The sequence below is a fragment of the Neorhizobium sp. USDA 3394 genome (assembly GCF_056280385.1).
Window position 1 is genome coordinate 794632 of record NZ_JBWCDU010000002.1, and the last position, 17329, is coordinate 811960.

Sequence of the window (17329 nt, forward strand, 5' to 3'; positions counted from 1 at the left end):
GGTTGAATTTCCTATGTTGGCTGGGTTCTCAGGGCGGGGCGAAACTCCCCACCGGCGGTATCGGAAGCAATCCGGAGCCCGCGAGCGCCTTCTCCAAAGGAAGGGTCAGCAGATCCGGTGAGATGCCGGAGCCGACGGTATAGTCCGGATGGAAGAGGACAAGGCAGGGTACGCCGCGAAGAGCGGCGGCATCATGGCGTTGTTCGCCCAAGGGATATTGGTGGCTCACAGGCCATGCACGCCGTTTCACACCGGCTAACCCTTGAAAGGCACGAAGAGTGGCAATTTCAAAGATTGAAGATGCAGTCGCCGCGATCGCTCGTGGAGAGATCGTTATCGTGGTCGACGACCGCGACCGGGAAAATGAAGGTGATCTCCTGATCGCTTCGGACAAGATCACGCCTCAGGCGATCGCATTCATGATGAACCACGCCCGGGGGCTGATCTGCGTCCCGATGGAGGGCGGACGCCTCGATGAGCTCGACATTCCGTTGATGGTCTCCCGAAACACCGAGATGCTCAAAACCGCATTCACCGTTTCCGTAGACTATATTCCCGGAACCTCAACCGGCATTTCCGCCGCAGACCGGGCCGCAACCGTTCGCGCCCTGGTTACGGATGGTTCCCGACCAGAGGATTTCGCTCGGCCGGGCCATATCTTTCCGCTTCGAGCCCATCCAAATGGCGTTCTCTCCCGTCCGGGCCACACCGAAGCAGCAGTAGACCTCGCGAAGCTCGCTGGCCTATCCCCGTCCGGCGTGATCTGTGAAGTGGCGAATGATGACGGCACCATGGCGCGTCTGCCGGAACTCGAAGCATTTGCCGAGCGGCACGGCCTCCATCTGATCACGATCGAAGACCTCGTTGCGTACCGGGCGTCGGCGTCGGTCGTAAGGGCCGCCTAGTTCGCCCTTTAGATAACCGGAGCACCTGGGGTCGAATTGACTTGGGCGTCGACTGAGATGGTTATCACGTCGCTGCGCACATAGGACTGGTAGACATCGAAAGCGCGGCCACCTTCCGTCTTCGACACGAAGTGGATTAGAAGCACACCCCCAGGCCGCTGGCGGTCACAGCGGCCCGTAATTCCTGCGGCTTCTGATCGAGCTTTTTGAGCTGCATCTTGTTGTCCAGCTCCTAAAACGACGCTGCACTGACCAGGATAATATTGGCTTTGTCCTCGATCAGTGATCGCTCTCTGGCCGAGAGGCGTTCGCTGCCGATCGTCCACCAGTAGACGGCGTGTTTGGCACGGGTGAAGATGGGCGGACTTTGCCAGGTTCAGCGGAGTTTTTCGTTATGTCAGGATCAGGTCGCGCGGGCTTCGGCCAGCCTGTGGTTCGCCGGCAATAGCCCGCGGCAGCCGAAGAAGGGAATCTGCGCTCTCAAACCAGCATCGACTGCTGGGCGAAGATACCCGCCATCGCGCCTTGCCATGTTGCCGTGGTGACCGAGGGAATTCCGGGGTTGGCGAGGTCGCCGGCGGCATAGATGCCGGGAATGCTGGTTTCGCGGCGCTCGTCGGTCTTGATAGCGATGCCGGTTGGCGTATTGACCGTGTCGAGGCCGAGTGAATCATGCAAGCTTGCGGACGGCTTGCTGCGCGGATGCGCGAACAGGATATCGACTGCGACATCGGGGCCGGTATCGAGCTTGATAGTAGCATTGTGGTCCCCGTGACGTGCGATCCCGGTGATCCGGCCATCAACGACAGGTACTTTTCGGCCCGCCAGATCGGTCCGGATGTCGGGTGCAATGTCGTGACCATCAGCGAAGACCGTCAACGTGTCGGTCCAATCGTGGAACAGCCTGACCTGATTCATCGACTGCGGGCCGGACCAGACGAGGCCCCAATGCTGGCCGGCGACTTCGAAGCCGTCGCAATAGGGGCATGGGATGATGGATGTGCCCCAGCTTTCGGAAAATCCCGGAACAGCAGGCATCTGGTCGACAATGCCATAGCTAAGAATCAGACGGCGCCCGCCAAGGCTCTCGCCATCGCCGGTGAGAATAGAGAAATTATCGATCGTACCGGAGATGCTGTCGGCCCGAGCATTGACCATTCTGATCGCAGGATAACGCGTCAATTGCTGCCGCGCCTCGGTCAGGATGTCCGATGGTGGCTTGTGATCGTGGCCGAGCACGCCGTGCGAGCGGCCCGCGAAGCGATTGCGCGGCAGGCCGGTATCGAGAACGGTGACCTTGCGGCGGGCACGGCCGAGCTGCAGGGCTGCGGCGAGGCCGGCAAAGCTGCCGCCGATGATGATGACGTCATCCATTGTGATGGGCTCCGTGTTATGGATGGAGGGGGCTGGGCTAGGCCTGGTGCGAAAGCGGCTCAGGGAAACTTGTTGGAGGACATGGTAAAATCCAATCTTTGGCTTGCATATTTCTGATACTGCATGGTATCGTAATTCACGAATAACGATACTGTCAAGGACTGGAATTGTAGTGGGCGAAAATAGCCAGGGCCGGCGCGGCCGGCCCGCCAACGAGGCGCTTGGCCAAACGATAGTCGACGCCGCGTGCCAACTCTTTGTGGAATTGGGTTTTCAAGCGACAACCTTGGACAAGGTCGCGCAGCGAGCGAAGATATCCAAGCTCAGCATCTATCGGCACTTCGAGAACAAGGAGGCGCTGTTCAGCGCGGCTATTGAGGCCCACTGCCATCAGTTTGCACCCCAGTCCCTTTTTGAAGGCGTCGACGGTTCGGCGGAAGATCAGCTCATGGCGGTGGGATCATCCCTGCTTCGCACGCTGTTGAGTCCGGACGTCCGCAGTGTCGAAGCCATGGTCATGGCCGACAAGACGAACCAAAAGTCGATAGGCAAGCTCCATTACGAAGCCGGCCCCGCCTATGTCATCGCCCAGATCGAGGCCCTGTTGCGTCAGTTGCACGCGAAGGCGATCCTGAACGTGCCCGATCCTCTTCGGTCTGCCCGCTTGTTTGCGGCGCTTTTCAAAGGATCCGATCTCCTGATTATCGCACGCTTCGATACGGCGAGAGCAGAAGACGACAACGAAATCGAATCTTATTGCCGCTCTGCCGTCGCTATGTTCATCACCGCGCACGGTGGCAAGGACCACCCGGGCCGGTATCCTGGTTAAAGAATGGATCAGTACCGGGACGAACGCATGACAGAGAAAGATGTTTATCAGGCAGTCGACTGGAAAGGCCAAAGCGGGGAGCGCTGGCTCGCCTACCAGGCCCGGCTCGATGCTATGATGGCGGTGTTCGGCCAGGCCGCGATCGAAGCCGCCGCGCCCGCCACGGGTGAACGCGTGCTGGACGTTGGCTGCGGCGCTGGGGCGTCAAGTCTGGATCTGGCCGGCTGCGTCGGCGCGGGGGCCATGTGCTAGGCGTGGACATATCCGAACCGCTGATCGATAGAGCGCGCGCACTTGCGCCACAGGATACGCCGGCCCTGTTCCAGGTGGCCGACGCCAGCAGCGCCGAGTTGCCCGAGGGCGCGTTCGACATCCTTTTCTCGCGCTTCGGAGTGATGTTCTTTGACGATCCTACGGCCGCGTTCGCTCATATGCGCCGTGCGCTCAAGCCGGGCGCGCGGGTCGCTTTCGTCTGCTGGCGCGGCATAGCCGAGAACGATTGGGTTCGCTTGCCGATGGGCGCGATGAAGGGCATCCCCCCGCCGATGACGCCGCCCGATCCCGAAGCGCCCGGCCCGTTCTCGTTTGGCGACCAGGGGCGGGTGGCGCGTATTCTAACGGGGGCTGTCTTCACCGATGTCGCTATTGAGCCCTTCGATGCCTCCATCCCATTCGGCAAGGGGGAGACGCGGGATGCGGCGCTCGACGACGCGGTGAAGATGACACTCGAGGTCGGCCCGCTGTCGCGCGCTCTCGCTGATCAGCCCGACGATATCCGCGCCCGCGCCTCGGCCGCGGTTCGTGCCGTCTTCGCCGGCTGCCCCGGTGAGCGGTCCGTGATGATCGACGGCGCGGCGTGGATCGTCACGGCGCGCAATCCGGCAGGCTGACAGGGGTAGACGCCCCGTCTCGATGGCTCGGCGTCGGCCGTGACGCGATCGGCCCCGCACTGCTTGCGGCCGGAACGCAGAGGAGGCAGGCGGCGGGCTTTTGTCCCAGGTCGCACCGCTGCGATTGGTTTATATCGCGCTCATCGGCGACTGCTTCTGGAACGAAATTGACCGCCCTCTCGAACTATTCAGGCCAATCCGCGCTAACCACTCAATCGAAACATGTCGGGGCCACGCACTGCCCGCAAAATCACCCAATTCTGCAAACGGGACCATTTGAACTCGCTCATCAAAAATTGCGCTGAAAATCGTCGGTGCTCCTTCTGACATCAACGGCTTTCATTGCACCAGAGCCGCCAGTCGCCATATCGAGTCGCATTCTTTCCTTCATACGCCATGCTCGCGGCGTCAGGCCGCTTTCCTTGAGGAAAAACCTGGAGAAATAGGCAGGGTCGGCGAAGCCGAGACGTAATCCGATCTCACCTGCCGAGGCGATGGAGAATAGTAGTTCCCGTTTTGCTTCTTCGATAAGTTTGGCGCAGAGAAGGTCATGCACAGTATGTCCCGTCATCGCCCGGGTAATGCGGTTGAGATGCGTCAGTGACATGCCCAGCTCGGCGGCGTAGAAGGATGCCGGCTTATGCGCGCGGAAATGTTGTTGGATAAGGCCGCTTAAAACCTCCATCCGACGTTCTCCGCCTTCGGCCGGAAGCTGACTGGTGTCACCCTCGTGCGAGATCCGCGCCGTCAATCTAAGTGCCTGTGTGACATAGGCGGCCAGGAGTTCGTTTCGGCCGCTACGGCGGTGCTCGAATTCCTCGCCGAGCCGTCGCAGGGTCAGAATTGCGAACGCCGCCTCGTCATTTTGCGGATCGAGCCGCGTCACACGCGACGCTGCCAGCCAGTCGCCAAAACGGCTTCGTTCCGACGATGAATGGCCAAGATGCGAGGTGAGGATCGTAATGACCAGGCCCTCGATATCACGCGAAAAACGAAAACCGTGGTCCACGCCGGGCGGGATCGTGACGACCACCGGTGGATCCAATGGGTGGACCTTGCTGTCGAGGGTCGCGTCGCCCGATCCTGCCTCGACATATAATATCTGAAAGAATGACTCGTGTCGGTGCAGGCGTATTTCCCAGCGGTGAAGGCTGCTCCGCGACTTGATAGTCTCACAATGCAGCCAAAAATCGGGCTCTTTGCCGCTGTTTTCACCATAGAGATGATAGGTAGGCACATGTCTCGCCACGAGGCTTCTCCGGAGAAGAATGTGAGATTAGTGCAATTTTCGGTCCGAATTGTCCATTGCTTCTGCGATCGCGCCCGCTCATTATTCGGCAAAAGACAGATTTGATTTTGGGAGGAAACGGTTGCGCACTCAGGTGGCCATCATCGGCTCAGGCCCGTCCGGTCTACTGCTTGGCCAACTTCTGACGGAGGCGGGCATCGGCAACATCATTTTCGACCGCGTGAGCAAGGATTACATCCTTGGCCGGGTCCGCGCCGGGGTGCTGGAAGAAGGCACTGTTAGGCTCGTCGACGAGGCGAAAGCTGGTGCGCGTATGCATGCCGAAGGGTTGCCACACAACGGATTCTCGCTTGCATTCGACGGGCGTGATCACCGGATCGATCTCCACGGGCTGACCGGTGGCAAACACGTCATGGTCTATGGCCAGACCGAAGTGACACGCGACTTGATGGAGAGCCGCGAAAAGAGCGGTGCCGAGACGATCTACGAAGCAAGCAATGTTCAGCCGCATGATTTCGACAGCGCCGCGTCTTACGTCACCTACGAAAAGGACGGCACGACCCATCGCATCGACTGCGACTTCATCGCCGGTTGCGACGGCTTCCATGGAACGAGCCGCAAGGCTGTGCCGAAAAGCGCAATCCGCGTTTTCGAAAAGATCTATCCGTTTGGCTGGCTCGGTATCCTGGCGGAGGTCGCCCCCGTCAATCATGAGTTGATCTATGCAAACCATCCGCGTGGTTTTGCGCTTTGCTCGATGCGCTCGCCGACCCGCAGCCGCTATTACATCCAGTGCGCCCTCGACGAGAAGATCGAGGACTGGAGCGACGACCGGTTCTGGGACGAACTTCGCCGCCGCCTGCCTGCGCATCATGCGGAAGCGCTGATCACCGCGCCATCGTTTGAAAAGTCGATCGCGCCGCTGCGTTCCTTCGTTGCGGAGCCGATGCGGTTTGGCCGCATGTTCCTCGTCGGCGATGCCGCTCATATCGTACCGCCGACCGGGGCAAAGGGTCTGAACCTTGCCGCGAGTGATGTGTACTATCTCTTCAACGGATTGCGGGAGCATTATCAGGAACGTTCTGCTGCCGGCATCAATGCCTATTCTGAAAAGGCACTTGCTCGGGTATGGAAGGCCGTACGGTTTTCCTGGTGGATGACGACGATGTTGCACCGCTTCCCTGAGACTGGCGATTTCGACCAGAAGATCCAGGAAGCCGAGCTGGATTATCTGACTCATTCGCGGGCCGCCTCCATGGCGCTTGCGGAGAATTACGTGGGCTTGCCGTATTGATGGCAGGCCATCGCCAGCGGGCTTCTTGGAATGAATTTCGATTGTAATCGGTGCACAAGCTACGGAGGCGTGCGCCATTTCGAAGAGGGAGGACTAACCATGAAAAAAATCATTCTCTACGCCCTTGCGGCGTTGGCATTGAATAGCACGGCTTACGCCGACGTCATCAAGGTCGGCGTGGTCGGCCCGTTCTCGGGTCCGTTCGCGCTGCAGGGCAAGAACTTCAAGGCCGGTATTGACGCCTATATGGCGCTCAACGGCAAGAAGGTCGGCAGCGATACGATCGAGATCATCTACCGAGACATTCCGACCGCCGATCCGGCGCAGTCCAAGGCGCTCGCCCAGGAGCTGATCGTAAAGGAAAAGGTCAAATATCTTGCCGGCTTCTACTTCACCCCGGACGCCATGGCCGCTACACCGATCCTGAAACAGGGCAACGTGCCGATGGTCATCATGAACGCCGCCACCTCGGCGATCATGAAAACCAGCCCGCTCGTGGTGCGCACTTCGTTCACTACCTGGCAGACTTCCACGCCGATCGCGAAGGTGGCGTTCGATGCCGGCGTGAAGAAGGTGATCTCTGTCGTCAGCGACTATGGTCCGGGCATCGACGCGGAAAATGCCTTCAAGGCGGGCTTCACGAAGGCTGGTGGCGAAGTCGTGGAGTCGATTCGCATACCACTTGCCACCAACGACTTCAGCCCGATCATGCAGCGCATCAAGGATTCCGGAGCCCAGGGCGTTTTCGCTTTCCTGCCGTCCGGTCCGACGACACTCGGCTTCGTCAAGGCCTATAACGACAACGGCCTGAAGACCGCCGGTATCAAGTTTTTCGCACCCGGCGACCTGACGCAGGAATCCGATCTGCCCGCACTCGGTGATGCGGCTCTCGGCATCCAGACGACATTCCACTACGCCGTCTCGCACGATTCCCCGGAAAACAAGACGTTCGTCGATGCAGCGGCCAAGGCGATCGGCAACAAGGCCGAACTCTCCTTCCCGGCTGTCGGCGCCTATGACGGCATGCATGTCATCTACAAGATGATCGAGGCGACCGGCGGAAAACAGGATGCCGAGAAGGCGGTGGAAGCGGTAAAGGGCCTCTCCTGGACGAGCCCGCGCGGCCCGGTTTCCATCGATCCGGAAAGTCGTCACATCACGCAGAACATTTATCTGCGAGAAGTCGCCAAAGGTACCGACGGGACCTATATCAACAAGGAAACCAAGACTTTCGAGAAGCAGGGCGATCCGGGTCTGGCTGCTACGAAGTAAGTGGGTTGTCGATATCTACTGTTGTGCCGTGAGCCTCTCATTCTCCCCTCCGGGAGAGGCGGCGCGATTGGCCGGCCCAGAAATGACTTCTCCCCAGCGGGGAGAAGGTGCCGATAGGCGAACGAAAGGCCACACAGGGCGGACCCCCTGGCCATCTCCGCACCGATAACAAGGACTACGGGAAACCTATGCAGACAGTCTTCAGCATAGCCATTGACGCGCTTGCCTATGGCATGGTGCTGTTCGTCATCTCCATCGGGCTCTCGGTGACGATGGGCCTGATGCGCGTCGTCAATCTTGCGCACGGCGCCTTTGCGATGATCGGCGGCTATATCGCCTCCTATGTCGCGCGCGATCTTGGCATGGGCTATGCGGCGGCGGTCATCGCCGCCGTGGTGATCACCATCGTCATCGCCATCCCGATCGAACGACTGCTCTATCGCCGCATCTATGGGCAGCCGGAGCTCACGCAGGTCCTGATGACGATCGGCATCACTTTCTGCATCATCGGCATCGCCAATTACGTGATGGGACCAACGCTTAAGACGATTCCGCTCGCCGGTCCGTTGCAGGGATCCGCCGATCTCGGCTTCCGGGCCATTTCCATCCATCGCCTCTTTGCCATCATATGCGGCCTCGTCGTGGCGCTTGGCCTTTGGTTGGTGATCGAGAAGACCAGTTTTGGCGTAAAGCTGCGCGCCTCGGTGGACAATGCCGCGATGGCGGCCGCACTCGGCGTACGCACCGAGTTTGTCTACGCGGTGAGCTTCGCCGTCGCCGTTGGGCTTGCGGCCTTCGGCGGCGTGGTCGGTGCCGAGCTTTTGCCGGTCGAACCCTATTACGCGCTGCGCTACATGGTGACCTTCTTGGTCGTCGTCTCCGTCGGCGGGGCGGGCTCCATACCGGGTGCTCTGATCGCCTGTCTCGTGCTCGGCGCGATCGATACGACCGGGCGCTACTTGATGCCGGAGTTTGGCGAATTTTTCTTCTATCTCGCAGTGATCGCGATCATCTGCGTCTTCCCGCGCGGCTTTGCCGGGCGTGTGACGTAAGGTGGACCCGCACAAATGACAGTGGCCATGAACAACGAGACCATTATCAACCGTCCCCGAAGCGGTGCCCTCAAGTGGGACCTGATCGGCATTATCGTCATCGTGGTCTGCGCCGCTTTGGGGTATGTCCTCTTCCCGGACAATCTCGCGCTGTTGACCCGCATTCTGGCCGTTGCGCTGCTGGTGCTGTCACTTGATCTGGTGACCGGGTATTGCGGCGTTGCGACGCTCGGCCATGCGGCCCTGTTCGGTTCCGGTGCCTATGCGGCCGGCATCCTTTCGGCGCATTTTGGCATCAACAATCCTTTCTTGATGACGTTCGGTGGCATTATCGCGGGTGCAATTGCCGGTCTTTTCTGTGCAGTCATCATGCTCAGGGCGCATGGACTGCCGCAGCTCGTGCTGTCGATCGCACTGATCTACCTGTTTCACGAATTCGCAAACAAAGCCTCATCATGGACGGGCGGCAGCGATGGCCTTGCCGGGATCATGCCCGGGCCGGTCTTCGGTCTCTATGAGTTCGACCTCTTCGGCCATACCGCCTATTTCTTCGGTGTGGCACTGCTGCTCATCGTATTCGTGCTGCTGCGTATCCTGTTGCGTTCGCCGTTCGGCCTGTTGTGTCGCGGCATCAGGGAGGACCCGTTGCGCATCCGTGCCATGGGCGCTTCGCCCAAAACCGCCCTCGTCAAGATGTATGTGATTTCCGGAGCGGTGGCCGGGACGGGCGGGGCCCTCAGTGCTATCTCCACTCAGGTCGTGGCGCTCGACGCACTGTCCTTCACGCAGTCGGCGGAAGCGCTGGTCATGTTGGTCCTTGGTGGTACCGGTTCGCTATTCGGGGCGATCGCCGGCACGCTGATCTTCATGCTGTTCGAGGATTATGTCTCGGCCGCCAACCCGTTCCATTGGCTTACAATGGTCGGCGCGCTGCTGATCGCTGTGGTGCTTTTCGCGCCCAAGGGTATTTACGGCACGGCAGTCGCGCGGTTCAGCCGCCGCGGGGAGGGTAGCCAATGAGCGCCCTGTTTGAAGTCACCAATCTCAAGCGATCGTTCGGAGGGCTCGTGGTCACCAATAACGTGTCGCTTTCCATGGCGCCGGGTGACCGGGTGGCGCTGATCGGTCCGAACGGTGCCGGCAAGACCACATTCGTAAACCTTGTAACCGGCACGTTACCGCCGAGTTCCGGCGAGGTGCGCCTCGGCGGCGAGACGATCACCAGGATCAATGCAATCGGCCGGGTGCGGCGGGGCCTGGTCCGATCCTTCCAGGTAACGCGGCTCTTCCAGGACATGACGCCGGCCGAACATGTTGGGCTTGCCGTCCTGCAGCGGGATGGCCGCGCTGGCCGGCTGTTCGGCAACTTCCTCTCGATGCCGGATGTGATGGCCGAAGTCTCCGGCCTGCTGGAGAAGCTAGGCCTCGCAGAACTTTCCCATCGCAAGGTCAGCGAGACCGCCTATGGCCAGCAGAGGCTTTTGGAAATCGCGCTCGCGCTCGCGCTGAAGCCGAAAGTCCTGCTGCTCGACGAGCCTGCGGCCGGCGTGCCGCAGAGCGATACCGGCCTTATCGAGCAAGCGCTCGATGACCTGCCGAAGGATCTGGCGGTGCTGATGATCGAGCACGACATGGACCTTGTCTTCCGCTTCGCCAAGCGAGTGATCGTGCTCGCCGGCGGTAGCATCATCTTCGACGGTTTGCCCGCCGATGTCACCAAGGATGCCCGCGTGCGCGAGGCCTATCTCGGAAGTTACGCCAATGCCAGCCACGTCGCTTGAGGTCGAAAACCTTTCCGCCGGATACGGGCCTACCCGGGTTCTGGAGGGCATATCCTTTTCCGTGCCCGCCGGACAGCGGCTCGCCGTGCTCGGTCGCAACGGCATGGGCAAGACAACGCTGCTCGCCTCACTCGTCGGCCAGACGAAACGATATGGCGGCCGTATCCGTCTCGGCGGCGCCGATATTACCGCGGCGCCGAGTGCTTCGCGCGCGATCCAAGGCCTTGGCTATGTTCCGCAGGCGCGTTGCATATTTCCGACACTCACGGTTGAGGAAAACCTCTTTGTGGGTCTGAAGGCTCGGCCGAGGACGGCGCTCGAGGAGGCCTATCAAATGTTTCCGCGCCTAAAGGAACGACGCCGCAACCTCGGCAACCAGCTTTCCGGCGGCGAACAGCAAATGCTGACCACAGCCCGCACCATTCTCGGCCGTCCGTCTGTTCTACTGCTGGACGAACCGTTGGAAGGTCTTGCACCAGTCATTTGCGAGGAACTGATGACAGCCTTTGCCGAACTGGCCAAAACCGGCAATATGACGATCCTGTTGGTGGAACAGCGCATCCAAAGTGCGCTTGATTTCGCCGAGCAGGTTATAATTCTGGAACGCGGCAGGCTCGCCTGGGCAGGCGCGCCTGAAGTGCTAGCCCGGGATCAAAATACTGTCGAACGCCTTCTGGGTGTCGGCGGGCTGCACTAAATGCAAATACGGGTCTGCGTTGCATCTGCCCTGATCGGGATCGCCAGATGCGATGCGACGGTGCGGTATCGTCAACTTAATGGACTCCGGTGAAACTTCCGCCGATCACGTTCGCTTAGGCTGTTTGCAGGTGTTCGACCTTGTTCCACATCTGTATGGCGGCGGCTCGGATTCGCGGTAATTGTTCCTTGACTGGCCGAAAGGCGTGGCAATCCGGACAGACCCGTCAAAGCAGGGCGTAGGCCTCCGCCTCCTCGTTCACGACTGCGCTCTGCAGGGGCGACCATGATCTTCTTGCCATCGTCGATCTGCAGGCCAAGGTCTCCGTCACGCACACGCTCGCCACCTTTGTCGATCCGGACCTTCCGGCGACATCTGTCGCCGAGTTCGTTCGTCCCCTCGATCGAAATCGTCCACTCCATTGCCACCACTATCTCCGCAACAACAGAGATAGTGATGGCCCAGTCGGCGCTAACAAATCGTGGCCCGTCACCCCAGAGAAGGTTACCGGCCTCGATAACTATTCCGATTTGGAATGGGCCATCTTGTTTTCTCATTAGACAGGGAGGCCTTGATCGCTCCACAATGCACATAACATCATCATGCCTATAAATTAGGCAGACAGTGGTGCGCATTGGAGCGGGCGAATGCAGTCGCAGCAGCAGGGTGAACAGAGCTTCTATCTCCCGGTGGACGAGGTTCGAAGCCTCTATGTCGAGGTGCATGGCAATCCTGAGGGTATCCCTGTCGTTGTTCTTCACGGCGGGCCAGGTGCTGGCATGTCCTTGAAGCAGGTCGAAACCTTTGATCGCTCCACGTTTCGGATCGTTATCTTCGACCAGCGCGGCGCCGGCCGGTCGACGCCGCATGCGGATCTCGACGGCAACACGACGACGGCCCTGGTCGCCGATATGGAATTGCTGCGGAACCATCTCGGCATCGACAGATGGCTGGTTTCCGGTGGATCATGGGGCAGCTGTCTGGCACTGGCCTATGGGGAGGCGTATCCCGACCGCTGCCTCGGCTTTCGCCTTCACGGCATTTTCCTCGCCGGCAAGGAGGATATCGATTGGTGGTTCAATGGTGTGCGGGCCATCTTTCCCGATCAGTGGGAGGAATTTGCGGCCTTCATTCCCGAAGCCGAGCGTGGCAATCTCCTGTCGGCCTACTACCGGCGGCTGACTAGCGGCAATGCCCATGAAGAGGTGGCCGCGGCGCTCAGCCTGCGAGGCTTTTCCGCCAAGACCCAGACGTTCCTGCCGGACCCCGGCCATGTCGCAGCCCTGATGGAGCCGATGGCCGCGCTTGCCGTCGCCCGGCTGTTTACGCACTACTGCATACATGGCGCGTTTCTCGCTCCGGGCCAGTTGCTCCGCAATATCGGCCGGATCCGTGACCTGCCCTGCGAGATCGTCCAGGGACGGTATGACACGGTGACGCCGATGGCGTCGGCGTGGCGGCTCCATCGGGCCTGGCCGGAAGCCGGCTTCTCGATCGTCACGGAAGCCAATCATCAATCGACCAAAGGGCCGCTTTTCGAAGAGCTGAAAAATGCCTCCGAGCGGCTGCGCGGCAAGCTTGCCGCCGTCCACGTGCATGAAAGCCGGCAGGGCATGATCTGATGACGACGTCGTTTGAGGCTGAAGCCATCGCTCCGTTCCTGGAGATCCAGTCCGTCAGATCGCCGGCCGTGTCGCCAGACGGCCAATGGCTTGCCTATCTCTCGAGTGCCACCGGCTTCAACCAGCTGTGGGTCAGGCCATTGGCCGGCGGGCCGGCACGGCAGGTTACCGCCATGCCCGAACCGATCGGCGCATTCGCCTTCAATCCGAAGGGGCCGGGAATCCTCTTCACCCTGGATTGTGGCGGTGACGAACGGCATCAGCTCTGGCTTTTGCCGGACATCGATGCCCAGCCCGTCGCGCTGACGCAGGCGCCGGGTGTCGTGCATGTCTGGGGCGCCTGGTCTCCGGACGGTGAGCGGATCGCCTATGCGTCCAACGCCCGTTCCCCCTACGACATGGACATCCACGTCATGAATGTGACGACGGGCGAGACGTCGACAGTCTTTGTCGGCACCGGCATGCGCGAGGCGCTCGCCTTTTCCCCCGACGGAAACGCTCTGCTGGTGCGGGAATCGCTGCGCTCCGGCAACGACCAGGACATGTATCGGCTGGACATCGTCAATGGCGAACTGACGCCGATCATGCCGCATGCCGGGAAAGCCCGCTATGTTGCCGCACGCCTGTTCAGGGACGGCAGCGGCGGTGTGGCCGTCTGCGACCAGGGCCGCGATTTCATGGCTATTTGCCGGTTTGCTGCCGGAGACGGCAGCGTCGCACCCTTGGTCGAGCTTTCAGACCGCGATATCGAAGCCGTGGCCCTGTCGCCCGACCAGCAGCGCATTGCCTACGTCTCCAACGAAGACGGCTGGAGCAGCATCGGCCTGTGCAACCGTGACGGCAGCGATATGCGGTCATTCGAAGGGCAGCAGGTCGGGGTCATCACCTCCGTCGCATTCACGCCGGACGGCCAGTCGCTGGTCTTCCCGCTCGAAGGGGCTGCGACGCCGCCGGGCATCTGGAGGCTCGATCTGGCCAGCGGGCGTTTCGAGCTGGCGGTCGCCTCCGACACGCCAGGTCTGGACGTCGGATCCTTCCGGGAGCCGGTCGTCGAACGCTTTGAAAGTTTTGACGGACGGCCGATACCGGCCTTCGTCTACACACCATCCTCGCCGGCGCCTGCCGCCGGTTACCCGGTTCTCTTCATCGTGCATGGCGGGCCGGAAATGCAGTGGAAGCCGGATTTCCGCGCCGACGTCCAGTTTCTCGTTTCGCAAGGTGTCATGGTGGTGGCACCGAACGTGCGCGGCAGCACCGGCTATGGCCGTGCCTTCCACGAGCTGGACGACCGCGAAAAGCGTCTGGATTCGGTGGCCGACCTGCGGGCGATCCGGCTCGCCATCGGGGCGCGAGCGGATGTGGATGACAGCCGTATCGGCGTGTTCGGCCGCTCCTATGGCGGCTTCATGGTTCTGTCGGCGCTGACCGAAGATCCCAAACTCTGGAAACTCGGCGTGGATTTCTACGGTGTCGGGAATTTCCTGACCCATCTTCTTGCGACCGGCCCCTGGGGCCGGCAGCAGCGGGCCGCCGAATATGGCGAACCGTCCGTCATGCGCGAGGCTTTGGAGCGGTTTTCGCCGATCAACCGGATCGCCCGGATGAAGGCGCCGCTTCTGATCGTTCATGCCAACCGCGACCCCCGCGTGCCGATGGGGCAGAGCGAAGACGTCTATTCGTGCCTGAGCGGTCTCGGCCACGATTGCGAATACCTGCGCATCGACCACGAGGGGCATGGCTTCGCGCGCCGGGAAAACCGCGTGAAGGCGTTTTCCGCCTTCGCCCGCTTCCTTGAAAAACACCTTTGACATCAAGCCGCATGGAGACTTTGAAATGCAGAATAGCGAGCGAATCTGGGATCTGGTGGACGAGCACAGGGCGGAATTCGTCGCCCTGAGCGACCGTGTCTGGGGCATGCCGGAAATCGCCTATACGGAATACGCCTCGGTTGCAGAACACGCCGCCATGCTCCGCGAACAGGGCTTTCGCGTCACCGAAAACGTCGCGGGCATCCCGACCGCGGTGATGGGCGAGGCAGGCGAGGGCGGGCCGATCATCGCCATTCTCGGCGAATACGATGCGCTGCCGGGCCTGAGCCAGGAGGCAGGCATTGCCGAGCCGAAGCCTCTGCCAGGCAACGGCCACGGCCATGGCTGCGGCCATAATCTGCTAGGCTCCGCAGCGATGCTGGCCGCGACGGCGATCAAGGATTGGCTGGCCCAGTCGGGCAAGCCCGGCCGGGTACGCTATTACGGTTGCCCGGCGGAAGAGGGCGGCGCGGCAAAATCCTTCATGGCGCGCGAAGGCGCATTCGACGGTGTCGATGCGGCTATCACCTGGCATCCGGGCGCCTTTACCGAGGTCGCCAAGGCCCTGTCGCTTGCCAATACCCGGATGGATTTTCGCTTCACCGGCCGATCCTCGCACGCTGCCGCGACGCCGCATCTCGGCCGCTCCGCTCTGGATGCCGTCGAATTGATGAATGTCGGCGTCAACTATCTGCGCGAACACGTGCCGGATTCCAGCCGTATCCATTATGCCATGCTCGATTCCGGCGGGATTGCCCCGAACGTCGTGCAGGCGAAGTCGGCGGTGCGCTATGCGATCCGCTCGCGGGACCTCAAGGGCATGCTGGATCTGAACGAACGGGTCAAACAGGTGGCGCTGGGCGCGGCGATGATGACCGGAACGACGGTCGATATCTCCATCATGAGCGCCGTCTCCAACCTGCTGCCGAACCGGCCGCTGGAAGAGGCGATGCAGCGCAATCTGGATCGGCTCGGACCCGTTCCTTTCGATGCGCAAGACAAGGCGTTTGCGGCACAGATCCAGGCAACGCTCAGCGACGAGGACATCGACAACGCCTATCTTCGCGTCGGCCTGCCGCGCAAGGAGGAAACTCCACTTTGCGATTTCATCGTGCCGCTCGATGTCGATGGCGAGCCGATGATCGGGTCGACGGATGTCGGCGATGTCAGCTGGCTAATGCCGACCGTGCAGGCGCATGCGGCAACCGTCGCCATCGGCACGCCGGGCCATTCCTGGCAGGTGACGGCGCAGGGCAAGACGGCTGCCGCCCACAAGGGCATGATCCATGCCGCCAAAATGATGGCCGGCACCGCCATCGATCTCCTCAGCGACGGCCAGTTGCTGGCTGCGGCCAAGGCGGACCATCAGGCGCGTTTGGGCAGGACTGCTTACGTCTGCCCGATCCCGCCGGAAGTGCAGCCGCCGCTGCAGCCGCGCCCGAAGGAGGCCGCCTGACCCTTGAAGACCGGGGAGGGTCCAGCCCCCCGGGCCGAAATCAGAGCTTGAAGTCACAAAAACAAAGGGAACCAGAAGCATGATTACCAAACGCATTTCCAGGATCGGTTATATTGCTGCCGCCGCGGCCCTGTCGGCCTCGATCAGCCTGCCGGCGCGGGCGGCAACGCCGGACACGGCGCTTGTCATGGCGTGGAATATCGATGCCATCAGCACCTTCGATCCGGCGCAGATCGGCGAAGTCGTGACCAGCGAGCTGATGCAAAACACCTGCGATTCCCTGGTGGATTTCGATCCGAAGGACGAGTCCAAGGCCTTACCGCTTCTCGCGAAAAGCTGGGATGTGTCCGAAGACCGCAAGCAGATCACCTTCCATCTCAATACCGGCCTGAAATTCCCAGGCGGCGCCCCGGCGACGGCGAAGGAATTGGCCTGGTCGATGCAGCGCGTCGTGCTGCTCGGTTACGGCAATGCCGCAACGCTGACCGAATACGGCTTCAGCAAGGACAATGTGAAGGAACGCATCACCGCGACCGACGACAACACGCTCGTGTTGAAGCTGGATAATCCCTATCCGACCAACCTTATCCTGCAGGCTATCGGCGCCAATCGCGTGTCGGCGCTCCTCGACCAGAAGACGCTGATCTCGAAGGAGATCAATGGCGACATGGGAAACAAATACCTCGCCACCAACACGGCCTGCGTCGGTCCCTACAAATTGGTGCAGTGGAACTCCGGCGAGTCCATCGTGCTGCAGGCGAACGAGGACTATTACGGCGCCAAGCCGAAGCTGAAGCGCATCCTGATCCGTCACGTCGCCGAGCCGGGCACGCAGCGCCTGCTGTTGACCCAGGGCGATATCGATATTGCCCGCGACCTATCGCCCGACGATCTTGCCGATCTCGACGGCAAGCCTGGCTTGAAGGTTGAGCGCGTGCTGAAGCCCCAGCTGTTTTTCTGGACCTTCAACGCCGCCGACCCGATCTTCAAGAATGAAAAGGTGCGCCTGGCGATGCGTTACCTGATCGATTACGACGGCCTTGCCAAGTCGGTCATGACCTATCTCGGCGTGCCGCGGGCAAGCTTTGCCCAGCTCGGCG

The 17329-nt window shown here is 61.0% G+C and carries 13 protein-coding genes, 3 pseudogenes and 1 riboswitch; of the genes and pseudogenes, 13 read left to right on the top strand and 3 right to left on the bottom strand.

Features of this window, described 5'->3' with window-relative positions:
• The first annotated feature begins 20 nt into the window (after window positions 1-20).
• Window positions 21-164: riboswitch (FMN riboswitch) on the top strand.
• Between the two features lie 114 nt (window positions 165-278).
• The gene (ribB, locus tag ACZ9EJ_RS25410; RefSeq protein WP_046630125.1) at window positions 279-905 is read left to right on the top strand and encodes a 3,4-dihydroxy-2-butanone-4-phosphate synthase; all 627 of its coding nucleotides are present in this window, start codon (window positions 279-281) and stop codon (window positions 903-905) included.
• A gap of 151 nt (window positions 906-1056) precedes the next feature.
• Here the strand turns inward: ribB and ACZ9EJ_RS25415 are convergent.
• Window positions 1057-1263 (bottom strand): annotated as a pseudogene (locus ACZ9EJ_RS25415) (type II toxin-antitoxin system VapC family toxin); the annotation flags it as partial.
• A gap of 122 nt (window positions 1264-1385) precedes the next feature.
• Window positions 1386-2279: an NAD(P)/FAD-dependent oxidoreductase gene (locus tag ACZ9EJ_RS25420; protein ID WP_046630126.1), complete on the bottom strand. Its 894-nt coding sequence runs from the start codon at window positions 2277-2279 to the stop codon at window positions 1386-1388.
• Between the two features lie 172 nt (window positions 2280-2451).
• Here ACZ9EJ_RS25420 and ACZ9EJ_RS25425 point away from each other — a divergent pair, with 172 nt between their 5' ends.
• The gene (locus ACZ9EJ_RS25425; RefSeq protein WP_046630127.1) at window positions 2452-3108 is read left to right on the top strand and encodes a TetR/AcrR family transcriptional regulator; all 657 of its coding nucleotides are present in this window, start codon (window positions 2452-2454) and stop codon (window positions 3106-3108) included.
• 27 nt (window positions 3109-3135) lie between these two features.
• Window positions 3136-3998, top strand: a pseudogene (locus tag ACZ9EJ_RS25430) (class I SAM-dependent methyltransferase).
• Window positions 3999-4287: 289 nt separating this feature from the next.
• On the opposite strand, the gene ACZ9EJ_RS25435 reads toward ACZ9EJ_RS25430, so the two are convergent.
• Window positions 4288-5247 (bottom strand): helix-turn-helix domain-containing protein, encoded by a 960-nt coding sequence (locus ACZ9EJ_RS25435; protein ID WP_080954089.1) that lies wholly within the window; start codon window positions 5245-5247, stop codon window positions 4288-4290.
• A gap of 121 nt (window positions 5248-5368) precedes the next feature.
• On the opposite strand from ACZ9EJ_RS25435, the gene pobA reads away from it, so the two are divergent.
• The 10 genes and pseudogenes from pobA to ACZ9EJ_RS25485 all read left to right on the top strand — a co-directional run.
• Window positions 5369-6541, top strand: coding sequence for a 4-hydroxybenzoate 3-monooxygenase (gene pobA / locus ACZ9EJ_RS25440; RefSeq protein WP_046630128.1), 1173 nt, complete (start codon window positions 5369-5371; stop codon window positions 6539-6541).
• Window positions 6542-6640: 99 nt separating this feature from the next.
• Window positions 6641-7813: an ABC transporter substrate-binding protein gene (locus ACZ9EJ_RS25445; RefSeq protein ID WP_046630129.1), complete on the top strand. Its 1173-nt coding sequence runs from the start codon at window positions 6641-6643 to the stop codon at window positions 7811-7813.
• Between the two features lie 188 nt (window positions 7814-8001).
• Window positions 8002-8865, top strand: a complete 864-nt coding sequence (locus ACZ9EJ_RS25450) for a branched-chain amino acid ABC transporter permease (protein ID WP_046630130.1) — start codon at window positions 8002-8004, stop codon at window positions 8863-8865.
• 15 nt (window positions 8866-8880) lie between these two features.
• Window positions 8881-9885 carry a branched-chain amino acid ABC transporter permease gene (locus tag ACZ9EJ_RS25455; protein ID WP_046630131.1) on the top strand — a complete coding sequence of 335 codons (1005 nt, stop codon included), beginning with the start codon at window positions 8881-8883 and terminating at the stop codon, window positions 9883-9885.
• Window positions 9882-10646, top strand: coding sequence for an ABC transporter ATP-binding protein (locus ACZ9EJ_RS25460; protein WP_046630132.1), 765 nt, complete (start codon window positions 9882-9884; stop codon window positions 10644-10646). The genes ACZ9EJ_RS25455 and ACZ9EJ_RS25460 overlap by 4 nt, the downstream gene beginning before the upstream one ends.
• Entirely contained in the window at window positions 10627-11343 is a 717-nt protein-coding gene (locus ACZ9EJ_RS25465) for an ABC transporter ATP-binding protein (protein WP_046630133.1), read from the top strand. Before ACZ9EJ_RS25460 ends, ACZ9EJ_RS25465 begins: the two co-directional genes overlap by 20 nt.
• 647 nt (window positions 11344-11990) lie before the next feature.
• On the top strand, window positions 11991-12965 hold the full coding sequence (gene pip, locus ACZ9EJ_RS25470) for a prolyl aminopeptidase (RefSeq protein WP_046641336.1): 975 nt from the start codon (window positions 11991-11993) through the stop codon (window positions 12963-12965).
• Window positions 12965-14773 (top strand): S9 family peptidase, encoded by a 1809-nt coding sequence (locus ACZ9EJ_RS25475; RefSeq protein ID WP_046641337.1) that lies wholly within the window; start codon window positions 12965-12967, stop codon window positions 14771-14773. The genes pip and ACZ9EJ_RS25475 overlap by 1 nt, the downstream gene beginning before the upstream one ends.
• Before the next feature lie 25 nt (window positions 14774-14798).
• Window positions 14799-16229 carry a M20 family metallopeptidase gene (locus tag ACZ9EJ_RS25480; protein ID WP_046630136.1) on the top strand — a complete coding sequence of 477 codons (1431 nt, stop codon included), beginning with the start codon at window positions 14799-14801 and terminating at the stop codon, window positions 16227-16229.
• Between the two features lie 259 nt (window positions 16230-16488).
• Window positions 16489-17253: pseudogene (locus ACZ9EJ_RS25485) on the top strand (ABC transporter substrate-binding protein); the annotation flags it as partial.
• Window positions 17254-17329 lie beyond the last annotated feature (76 nt).